The 11,344-nt window shown below is 66.5% G+C and carries 7 protein-coding genes; 6 read left to right on the top strand and 1 reads right to left on the bottom strand.

Going from position 1 to position 11,344, the window contains the following annotated elements:
* Positions 1 to 11 precede the first annotated feature (11 nt).
* Complete coding sequence (gene coaA, locus N2K99_RS12635) at positions 12 to 995, bottom strand: type I pantothenate kinase (protein WP_227918688.1); 984 nt, start codon at positions 993 to 995, stop codon at positions 12 to 14.
* Between the two features lie 120 nt (positions 996 to 1,115).
* On the opposite strand from coaA, the gene glmS reads away from it, so the two are divergent.
* From glmS to treZ, 6 genes are read left to right on the top strand one after another with little or no spacing between them, the layout of a single operon-like run.
* A complete protein-coding gene (gene glmS / locus N2K99_RS12630) occupies positions 1,116 to 3,002 on the top strand; it encodes a glutamine--fructose-6-phosphate transaminase (isomerizing) (RefSeq protein WP_227918686.1) in 1,887 nt (628 codons plus the stop codon).
* A 13-nt stretch (positions 3,003 to 3,015) separates the two neighbouring features.
* Complete coding sequence (locus N2K99_RS12625; protein WP_227933040.1) at positions 3,016 to 3,366, top strand: holo-ACP synthase; 351 nt, start codon at positions 3,016 to 3,018, stop codon at positions 3,364 to 3,366.
* Positions 3,367 to 3,376: 10 nt separating this feature from the next.
* On the top strand, positions 3,377 to 4,936 hold the full coding sequence (locus N2K99_RS12620) for an NAD(P)H-hydrate epimerase (RefSeq protein WP_227933041.1): 1,560 nt from the start codon (positions 3,377 to 3,379) through the stop codon (positions 4,934 to 4,936).
* 48 nt (positions 4,937 to 4,984) lie between these two features.
* Positions 4,985 to 7,165 carry a glycogen debranching protein GlgX gene (gene glgX / locus N2K99_RS12615; protein WP_227918673.1) on the top strand — a complete coding sequence of 727 codons (2,181 nt, stop codon included), beginning with the start codon at positions 4,985 to 4,987 and terminating at the stop codon, positions 7,163 to 7,165.
* On the top strand, positions 7,162 to 9,498 hold the full coding sequence (gene treY / locus N2K99_RS12610) for a malto-oligosyltrehalose synthase (protein ID WP_227933042.1): 2,337 nt from the start codon (positions 7,162 to 7,164) through the stop codon (positions 9,496 to 9,498). The genes glgX and treY overlap by 4 nt, the downstream gene beginning before the upstream one ends.
* Entirely contained in the window at positions 9,495 to 11,237 is a 1,743-nt protein-coding gene (gene treZ, locus N2K99_RS12605) for a malto-oligosyltrehalose trehalohydrolase (protein WP_227933043.1), read from the top strand. The genes treY and treZ overlap by 4 nt, the downstream gene beginning before the upstream one ends.
* Positions 11,238 to 11,344: the final 107 nt, after the last annotated feature.

Genomic DNA, 11,344 nt, shown 5'->3' with positions numbered 1-11,344 from the left:
CCCGCGCCGGCCTACGTCTTGCGCAGGAGCATCCGCCTCACCGAGTGGTCCGCGTCCTTGGTCAGCACCAGCTGGGCGCGGCCCCTCGTGGGCAGCACGTTGGTGATGAGGTTCGGCTCGTTGATCCGCTTCCAGATATCCAGGGCCGTGGCCCGGGCCTCTTCGTCCGTCAGATCCGCGTAGCGGTGGAAGTAGGATGCCGGGTCAGCGAAGGCCCCGGTGCGCAGCGACTGGAAGCGCTGGACATACCATTCCTCGATGTAGGAGGTGCGCGCGTCCACGTAAATGGAGAAATCGAAGAAATCGCTCAGCGCAAGGCCGGCACGCCCGTCGGCGCGCGTCCTGGCCGGGGCAAGGACATTCAGCCCCTCGACAATGAGCACGTCCGGCCGGCGGACCACTATCTCCTCGCCGGGGACAATGTCGTACGTCAGGTGCGAATACTTCGGCGCCCGGACTTCCTCGGCACCGCTCTTGACCTCGCTGACAAAGCGCAGCAGCCGGCGTCGGTCATAGGACTCCGGGAAGCCCTTGCGCTGCATCAGCCCGCGGCGTTCCAGCTCTGCGTTGGGGTACAGGAAACCGTCCGTGGTAATCAGTTCCACGTTCGGAGTTTCCGGCCAGCGGCGCAGCATTTCACGCAGGACCCGGGCCGTGGTGGATTTGCCGACAGCCACGGATCCAGCCACGCCGATCACGAACGGGGTACGGGTCGTCTTCTCGCCGAGGAATGTGGTGGTGGCACTGTGCAGGCGGCCCGCAGCAGCCACATACAGGTTCAGCAGCCTGGAGAGCGGGAGGTAGACCTCCCTGATTTCATCCAGGTTCAGCTGGTCACCGACGCCGCGCAGCCGAAGGATGTCCTCCTGGTTGAGCGGGGAGCGTATCTCATGTGACAGCCGCGACCACGTCTTGCGGTCCAGTTCGACGAAGGGAGTGAAACTGCTCTCGGGCGGCTGGGCCGCGGAGGACTTTACATGGCGTTCGGTCACCATAGGAATTCTGCCCTGAACAGCAGGCAAACCCAAACGGCCCAAAGCGCGCACAGCTGCCGCAACAGGCGGAAGGACACCATGCTTTCGGCATCCGGTCCGCGGGCCGGTACGCTTAGTGCTATGTGTGGAATTATTGGATATGCAGGCCGCCCGGACGCCATTGCAGGTATTAGTGCAGGCGGGCACGGAGCTCTCGACGTAGTAATGGAAGGCCTTCGGCGGCTGGAATACCGGGGCTATGATTCCGCCGGTGTTGCAGTACTTACTCCCTTGGGTATCGAATACCGCAAGAAGTCGGGCAAGCTGGCCAACCTGGTGGCCGAGCTGGAGGCGGCTCCGCTGACCCCTGCCACCACCGGCATCGGGCACACCCGCTGGGCCACGCACGGCGGCCCCACCGATGAAAACGCCCACCCCCATCTCGCGGACAACGGACGCCTGGCCGTGATCCACAACGGCATTATCGAGAACTTCGCCGAGCTGAAGGCCGAGCTGCTGGCCGCCGGCGCGGAGTTTGTTTCCGAAACCGACACCGAGGTGGCCGCAGCCCTGCTGGCCTCCGTCTACCGCGGCGAGGGCAACGCGGATCTGGCAAAGTCCATGCAGCTTGCCTGCCAGCAGCTCGAGGGTGCGTTCACCCTGCTGGCCGTCCACACCGATTCGCCCGGGACCGTGGTTGCCGCCCGGCGCAACTCCCCGCTCGTCGTCGGCCTGGGCGAAGGCGAGAACTTCCTGGGCTCGGATGTTTCGGGCTTTATCGACTTCACCCGCCGCGCCGTCGAACTGGGCCAGGATCAGGTGGTAACCATTACTCCTGACTCGGTCCTGATCACCGACTTCTTCGGGGAAGTCGCCGAGGGTACCGAGTTCTACGTCAACTGGGATGCCGCCGCCGCCGAAAAGGGCGGTTACGACTCCTTCATGGAGAAGGAAATCAACGACCAGCCCCAGGCTGTGGGGGACACCCTGCTGGGACGGTCGGACGTAGACGGACGCCTCACCCTCGACGAGCTGCGCGTCAGCCCCGAGGACCTCAAGAACGTCAACAAGATCATGGTGCTGGCCTGCGGGACCTCCGCCTACGCCGGACAGGTGGCCAAGTACGCCATCGAGCACTGGTGCCGGCTGCCGGTCGAGGTGGAGCTTAGCCACGAATTCCGTTACCGGGATCCGATTGTCGACTCGAACACGCTGGTCGTGGCCATCTCCCAGTCGGGCGAGACAATGGACACGCTGATGGCGGTGCGTTACGCCAAGGAACAGGGCGCGAAGGTCCTGGCCATCTGCAACACCAACGGTTCCACCATCCCGCGCGAGTCGGACGCAGTCCTCTACACGCACGCCGGACCGGAAATCGCCGTTGCCTCCACCAAGGCGTTCCTGGCGCAGATCACCGCCGCTTACCTGCTGGGCCTCTACCTGGCGCAGATCCGCGGCAACAAGTTCCAGGGCGAGATCAAGGACATCCTTGCGGACCTGGGCAAGGTGCCGGACAAGATCCAGCAGGTGCTGGACAACTCCGGGCAGATCAAGGAACTGGCGCAGCTGATGAAGGACGCCGGCTCGGTGCTCTTCCTCGGCCGCCACGTCGGCTTCCCGGTGGCCATGGAAGGCGCCCTGAAGCTGAAGGAGCTGGCCTACATCCACGCCGAAGGGTTCGCTGCCGGCGAGCTCAAGCACGGCCCGATAGCACTCATCGAGGAAGGCCAGCCCGTGTTCGTGGTTGTCCCCTCGCCCCGCGGCCGGGATTCCCTGCACGCCAAGGTGGTCTCCAACATCCAGGAGATCCGGGCCCGCGGCGCCAAGACGATCGTGATCGCCGAAGAAGGCGACGACGCCGTCAAGGCCTACGCCGAGCACATCTTCTACGTGCCGGAAACCCCGACGCTGCTGGCTCCGCTGCTGACCACCGTGCCGCTGCAGATCTTCGCCTGCGAGCTGGCTTCGGCCAAGGGCTTCGACGTGGATCAGCCGCGTAACCTGGCCAAGTCCGTCACGGTGGAATAAGGAGCGTCCTTCGGTGATTATCGGAATCGGCGTCGATGTAGTGGACGTGCCGCGGTTTGGCCGCCAGCTGGAGCGCACGCCCGGGCTCAGGGCCCGGCTGTTCGCACCGGCGGAACGTGAATTGAACCTGCGTTCGCTGGCTGCACGGTTCGCGGCGAAGGAAGCCGTGGCCAAGGCACTCGGCGCCCCGGCCGGCATGAACTGGCAGCACTGCCAGGTCCTGCTGGATCCCGCCGGAGCGCCGCAGCTGCAGGTCGACGGAACCGTAGCTGCCGTGGCAGAGGGCAAAGGCGTGCAGACCTGGCACCTTTCCCTGAGCCACGACGGCAACATGGCTACTGCAATGGTTATCGCCGAAGGCTAGGAAGAAGCGCATGATCAGTGCGTACACCGGCACCGCGGTCCGCCGGGCCGAGGCCCCGCTGCTGGCCGAAGGCCGGGGCGGGGAACTGATGCAGCGCGCAGCCTACGGGCTGTACGCGGCGACAGCGGCCCGGCTGGCGGCCCGCCGCGGCCGCCTCTACGGCGCCGGTGTGACCGTCCTTGCCGGCAGCGGCAACAACGGGGGAGACGCGCTTTATGCCGCCGCCCGGCTGGGCCGGCGCGGAGCAGCGACGACGGCGGTTCTCACCTCCGACGCAGCGCACCCCGAGGCACTCGCAGCCTTCAGGGCGCAGGGCGGAAAGGTTCTGGCACTCACAGAATCCAACGCCGCGGCCATCGCCGATGCCGCACTGGCGGCCGATGCCGTAATCGACGGCGTCCTGGGCACCGGCGGCAGCGGCGGACTCCGCGGCCCCGTCCGCAAACTCGCAGAGACCCTGAACGCGGCACGGCTGCAGGGGCAGGCCCCGCTGGTCGTGGCCTGCGACCTGCCCAGCGGCGTCAATGCCGACTCCGGCCAGGTGGACGGCACGTGCCTGCGGGCGGACCTCACCGTGACCTTCGGCGCCGTCAAAACCGGGCTGCTCGCCGGCCCGGGGGCTGTGGCTGCGGGGGAAATCCGCTGCATCGACATCGGGCTCGGCCCGTACCTCGGAACCCCGGCCGCCTACCGCCTGACCGGGAACGACCTGACCTCCCTCCTGCCCTTCCCCGCACCTGCGGACCATAAATACAGCCGCGGCGTGCTCGGCATTGCCGCCGGTTCGGACACTTACCCCGGAGCGGCGCTGATGGCCACGGGAGCCGCTCTCGCCACCGGCGTCGGCATGGTCCGCTATCTGGGACCCGACGCCGTAGCCCGGCTGATCAACCTGGCGCACCCCGAAGCGGTGTGCGGCTCAGGGACCGTAGAAAACACCCATGTCCAGGCCTGGGTTGCCGGACCCGGCGCAGGCGACGACGAGGACCAGCGCCGCCGGGCCGGCGAGGCCATGGCCTCCGGGCTGCCCGCAGTGATCGACGCCGACGCGATCGCCGCGGTCCGCACCGGGCTGCACCCCGGCGTCGTGCTTACCCCGCACGCCGGCGAACTCACCGCACTGCTGCGGTCCCTGGGCGAGGAGGCATCGCGGGCCGAAATCGAAGCCGATCCCATCCGCTACGCCCGCCTCGCCGCCCAACGCACGGGCGCCACCGTCCTGATCAAGGGCTGGGCCACGCTGGCGGCGGCTCCCACCGGCGAACTGTACAGCCAGGCCGAGGCCACGCCGTGGCTGGCGACGGCGGGAAGCGGCGACACACTCGCCGGCATCCTCGGCGCCCTCTTGGCGACGGACCGGACCGCGGACACCGAGCGGGAACCGGGACACTATGCACGCCTGGCCGCGGCTGCCGCCCATCTCCACGGCCGTGCCGGCGCGCTTGCAGCCGTTGACGGGCCGGTCCAGCCGTCCCTGCTTGCACCGCAGATCCGGACGCTGGTGGCGGAATCCACCCAACGGAGAAGCGGACGAATTCAAGTAAGCTCCAAGTCTGGGGTAAAAAAGTAAGTAGACATATCAATTACGTGTTGTCAGGGAACTAGTCAGGAGCACTACATGGAAGTTTGGCCGGGAGATGCCTATCCGCTGGGCGCAACCTACGACGGAAACGGCACCAACTTCGCTCTCTACAGCGAGGTGGCAGATTCCGTATTCCTGTGCCTGTTCGACGAGGACGGCACCGAGCACCAGGTCCGCCTGACCGAGGTCGACGGGTATGTCTGGCACTGCTACCTGCCGCAGGTCATGCCGGGGCAGAAGTACGGTTACCGCGTGGACGGGCCGAACGATCCGGAGAACGGCAACCGGTGCAACCCGAACAAGCTGCTGCTGGACCCCTACGCCAAGGCTGTTGCCGGTGAGATCGACTGGGACCAGGCGCTGTTCGGCTACAACTTCGGCGACGAACACTCGCGCAACGACGAGGATTCCGCCCCGCACATGATGATGGGCGTCGTCATCAACCCGTTCTTCGACTGGGACGGAGACCGGAAGCCCAAGGTCCCGTATCACCAGTCCGTGATCTACGAGGCCCACGTCAAGGGCCTGACCGAGCTGCACCCCGACGTACCGGAGGAGCAGCGCGGCACGTACGCCGGCGTCGCCCACCCCTCCGTGATCGCGCACCTGCAGAAGCTCGGGATCACCGCCATCGAACTGATGCCGGTGCACCAGTTCGTCAACGACTCGACCCTGCAGGAAAAGGGGCTGTCGAACTACTGGGGCTACAACACCATCGGCTTCTTCGCCCCCCACAACACGTACAGCGCCACCGGCGACCAGGGCCAGCAGGTCCAGGAATTCAAGGCCATGGTGCGCGCGCTGCACCTCGCCGGCATCGAAGTGATCCTGGACGTGGTCTACAACCACACGGCCGAGGGCAACCACATGGGCCCGACCCTGTCCTTCCGCGGCATCGACAACGCGTCCTACTACCGGCTGGTGGAAGACGACAAGAAGTACTACATGGACTACACCGGCACGGGCAACTCGCTCAACGTCGGCAATCCGCACTCCCTGCAGCTGCTGATGGACTCGCTGCGCTACTGGGTCACGGAAATGCACGTGGACGGTTTCCGCTTCGACCTGGCCTCGACGCTGGCCCGCGAGTTCTACGACGTGGACCGCCTCTCCGCCTTCTTCGAACTGGTGCAGCAGGACCCGGTAGTGTCCCAGGTCAAGCTGATCGCCGAGCCGTGGGACGTTGGACCCGGCGGCTACCAGGTGGGCAACTTCCCGCCCCAGTGGACCGAGTGGAACGGCAAGTACCGCGACACGGTCCGCGACTTCTGGCGCGGAGAGCCCTCCACGCTGGGCGAGTTCGCCTCCCGCATCACCGGCTCTGCCGACCTGTACGAGTCCTCGGCCCGCCGTCCGGTGGCGTCCATCAACTTCGTCACCGCCCACGACGGTTTCACGCTGCATGACCTGGTGTCCTACAACGAGAAGCACAACGAAGCCAACGGCGAGGACAACAACGACGGCGAGTCCCACAACCGCTCCTGGAACTGCGGTGTTGAAGGCCCCACGGATGACCCCTCCGTCCTGTCCCTTCGTGCCCGCCAGCAGCGCAACTTCCTCGCCACCCTGCTCCTTTCCCAGGGCGTGCCGATGATCGCGCACGGCGATGAGCTGGGCCGCACCCAGCACGGCAACAACAACACCTACGCGCAGGACTCCGAGCTGAGCTGGATCAACTGGGAGACCATGGACGCACCGCTGATGGAATTCACCGCAGCGGTCAACACCCTGCGCGCCGAGCACCCCACCTTCCGCCGGCGCCGGTTCTTCGACGGCCGCCCCGTGCGCCGCGGCGAGGGCGAGGCGCTGCCGGACATCGTTTGGCTGAACGAGGACGGCACGACCATGTCCCCGGACGACTGGGACACCCCGGTCAGCCGTTCCCTGGGTGTCTTCCTCAACGGACAGGGCATCTCGGGCAAGGACGCGCGCGGACAGCGGATCACCGACCTGAACTTCCTGCTGTACTTCAACGCGCATGACGAAGCCGTGAAGGTCACCCTTCCGGCCAAGGAATACGCACCCATGTGGGACACGGTGATCGACACCGCCGGCGAATACGCCGACTCGGAGCCGGTTGCCGCGGACAGCCAGCTGACTGTGGCTGCCAAGTCCATGGTGGTCCTGCGGGCGCACGAAGAGGAAGAGGAGCACGACCACTCCGTGGCCGCGTCCCTCGCCGCCAAGGTCGCACAAAACACCGAGGCCGCCGAATGAGGACACCCCTCTCCACGTACCGCCTGCAGATCCGCCCGTCCTTCACCCTGTTCGACGCCGCGGAACTCGTGCCGTACCTGGCTGACCTTGGCGTGGACTGGGTCTACCTCTCACCGATCCTCACGGCGGAGGAAGGCTCCGACCACGGCTATGACGTCACCGATCCTTCAGCCGTCGACCCGACCCGCGGCGGAGCGGAGGGGCTGAAGGCCCTCTCCGACGCCGCCCGCGCGGCTGGTCTTGGCGTGCTCGTGGACATAGTGCCCAACCACATGGGCATCTCCACACCGCACCGGAACAAATGGTGGTGGTCCGTGTTGGCGGAAGGCCGCGGCTCCCGCTATGCCGAAGCATTCGACATTGACTGGGACGCCGGGAACGGGAAGCTGCGGCTGCCCGTCCTGGGCGACGGCGACAACGAGCTCGAGCAGCTCAAGCTGGCGGACAATGAACTGCACTACTACGACCACCGTTTCCCGGTGGCCGAAGGCACCGCAGCAGAAGGCGACAGTGCGCAGGACGTACACGCCCGCCAGTCCTACGAACTGGTGAACTGGCGCCGCGCCGACAGCGAGCTGAACTACCGCCGGTTCTTCGGGGTCAACACCCTGGCCGGCATCCGCGTGGAAGAGCCTTGGGTCTTTGACGAGGCACACGCCGAAATCAAGCGCTGGTTCGACGAAGGCCTCGTGGACGGCCTGCGCATCGACCATCCGGACGGGCTCGCCGATCCCAAGGGCTACCTGACCCGGCTGCGCGAGATCACCGGCGGAGCGTACATCCTGGTGGAAAAGATCCTGGAACCGGGCGAAAAGCTGTCCGCGGACTGGGAAACCGAGGGCACCACCGGCTACGACGCGCTGGCCGACATCGACCGGTTGTTCGTGGACCCCGCGGGCAGCGACACGCTGACCGCGCTGGTGCCCATGGAACCGTACGCACAGATGATCCACGGCACCAAGCGGGTCATTGCGGACGGCCTGCTTCACTCCGAGGTGCAGCGCCTCGTGCGCCTGCTCCCTGCGGACAGCGGACTGGACCCGGAAACGGCTGCAGACGCGCTCGCGGAACTGCTGGCCTGCTTCCCGGTCTACCGCAGCTACCTGCCCGAAGGTGCCGACCACCTGACCGAGGCCGTCATCGCGGCCAAGGTGCACCGGCCGGATCTGGCGGCGGCGCTGGACATCCTGCATCCGCTGTTGAACCCGCTGCTCAGTGAAGACTCCGCGGAATCGGTGTCGCTTTCGAGCCTGGGCGAGCTGGCAGTGCGTTTCCAGCAGACCTCCGGCATGGTTATGGCCAAGGGCGTCGAGGATACGGCGTTCTACCGTTACTCCCGGCTGACCTCCCTCAACGAGGTTGGCGCTGACCCGGCACTCTTCGCCGTATCGCCGTTTGAAATGCACACCCGGATGCTCCGCCGGCAACTGGAACAGCCGGCGGCCATGACGGCCCTGACTACGCACGACACCAAGCGCAGCGAAGACACCCGGGCCAGGATCTCCGTGCTCGCGGAAATCCCGGAGGAGTGGAGCGAAGCATTCACGCGCCTCGACGCCCTTGTCCCGATGCATGACGGGCCGATGGCGAACCTGCTCTGGCAGACCTTCGTCGGGGCCTGGCCGCTGAGCCGGGAACGTGCACACGCCTACGCAGAGAAGGCCGCCCGCGAAGCTTCCAGCAGCACCACCTGGACGGCTCCAAACGCGGAATTCGAAGAGCGGATGCATGCTGCCATTGATGCGGCGTTCGACAATCCGGAGGTCAACGCGGTAATCACTGCGCTGGTCGAACGCATCCGGGAGGCGGGGTACAGCAATTCGCTCTCCGCCAAGCTCCTGCAGCTAACCATGCCCGGTGTGCCGGATGTCTACCAGGGCACCGAATTCTGGGACCGGTCACTGGTGGACCCGGACAACCGCCGCGAAGTGGACTTCGCCCGGCGGCGCGAGGTCGCGGCGTCGTTCGCCGACGCCGGTGTCCCCGCCGTGGACGAGGACGCGGCAGCGAAGCTGCTCATCACCACCCGCGCCCTGCAGCTCAAGCGCGGCCGGCCGGAGCTGTTCACCGGTTACGTCCCCGTAGCGGTGGAAGGACCTGCGGCAGAACACCTCTTCGGGTTCGACCGCGGCGGAGCGGTAACGCTCGTGACCCGTCTGCCGCTGGGGCTGGAGCGCCAAGGCGGATGGCAGGACACCACCGTCGTCCTGGCTCCGGGAACCTACCGTGACGTGATCACCGGGAAGACGCACGAAAGCGGCGGCCGGCTGGCAGCTGCAGATCTGTTCGGCACCTATCCGGTGGCGCTGCTTGTTCGGGAGGACGGCAAATGAGGACCAACTTCGACGTGTGGGCACCCAAGGCCGGCACCGTGACGCTGCTGGCCGACGGCCGGCGCCTGTCGATGACCCGCGGCGAGAACGGCTGGTGGCACGCCCAGCACGCCGAACTCACCGAGGACATCGACTACGGCTACCTCATTGACGACGCCGGGACGCCGGTGCCGGATCCCCGGTCCCGGCGGCAGCCCGAGGGCGTGCATGCACTTTCGCGCACCTTCGATCCGGATCTGTACCAGTGGCATGACGCCGACTGGGTCTCCCCGGGGCTCGACGGCGGTGCGATTTATGAGATGCACATCGGTACCTTCACTCCCGAAGGCACGCTGGATGCGGCGATCGGCCGGCTGGACTACCTGGTGGACCTGGGTGTCCGCTTTGTCGAACTGCTGCCGGTGAACGCCTTCAACGGAACCCACAACTGGGGCTATGACGGTGTGCTCTGGTACGCCGTACAGGAAACCTATGGCGGGCCCGAGGCCTACCAGCGGTTCGTGGACGCGGCCCACCAGGCCGGACTCGGCGTTATCCAGGACGTTGTCTACAACCACCTTGGACCCAGCGGCAATTACCTGCCGATGTTCGGCCCCTACCTCACCGAGGGGAAGGCGAACACCTGGGGGGACTCGGTCAACCTGGACGGGCCGCTCTCCGACGTCGTCCGCGAGTACATTGTGGACAACGTCCTAATGTGGTTCCGCGACTACCACGTGGACGGGCTGCGGCTGGATGCGGTGCACGCACTGCATGACGAACGCGCCGTGCACATCCTCGAAGAGATGGCAGCCGCGACGGACAAGTGCGCGGAAGCCCTGGGGAAGCCGCTGTTCCTCATTGCGGAGTCGGATTTGAACAACCCCCGGCTCATCACCCCGCGGAACGTCAACGGCTACGGCCTTGCCGGCCAGTGGTCCGATGATTTCCACCATGCCGCCCACACCAACCTCACGGGTGAAAACGGCGGGTACTACGAGGACTTCGATTCGCTGGAAGCACTGGCGAAGGTGCTGCAGGAAGGGTTCTTCCACAACGGAACGTACTCCTCCTTCCGGGAACGCGGCCATGGACGTCCGCTGGACAAGGAGGTAGTGACCGCACGACAGCTGGTCACCGCCATCCAGAACCACGACCAGATCGGCAACCGGGCGGCCGGCGACCGGCTGAGCGCGACACTGGGGTACGAGCAGCTCGCCCTCGGCGCGGTGCTGAGCCTGGCCTCGCCGTTCACTCCCATGCTCTTCATGGGTGAAGAGTTCGGGGCCTCCACACCCTGGCAGTTCTTCACGTCCCATCCCGAACCCGAGCTGGGGAAAGCCACGGCAGAGGGCCGCCTGAAGGAATTCGAGCGGATGGGGTGGGACCCGGCCACGGTTCCCAATCCCCAGGATCCGTCCACCTTCACCAACTCGAAGCTGGACTGGTCCGAGGTGGAAGAGGGGGACCACGGCAGGCTGCTGGACCTGTACCGCAGGCTCCTGGCGCTGCGCGGGGAGACCCCCGACCTGATGGACCCGGACCTGCGCAATGTCCGGGTGGACTATGACGAAGTGGGCCGCTGGTTGGTTATGCAGCGCGGTTCCACGGCGGTGGCGCTGAACTTTGCCGACACCCCGCGCGAGGTGCCGCTTCCGTTCGGCCAGCAGGCGGAGATCCTGCTGGAAACCGCACCGGCGAAGCTCTACGGCGACGCAGTGCAGCTGCCGGCGTACGGCGCGGCCATCCTGGCCGGCTAGCCCCGGCCTTCCGCCGCAGCCGGCATCCGCAGGGCCTTCTCCCTGCCGGGTGCCGGCTGCAGCGGGTTAACGCCGGTCCCGACGCCGGACCAAGGCACCGCGGCGTG

Origin of the sequence: Arthrobacter sp. zg-Y1110 (assembly GCF_025244865.1) — a bacterium.
Classification (GTDB): Bacteria; Actinomycetota; Actinomycetes; order Actinomycetales; family Micrococcaceae; genus Arthrobacter_B.
Note: the sequence above shows the minus strand (reverse complement) of the source record. Positions and strands in the feature narration are given on the sequence as shown.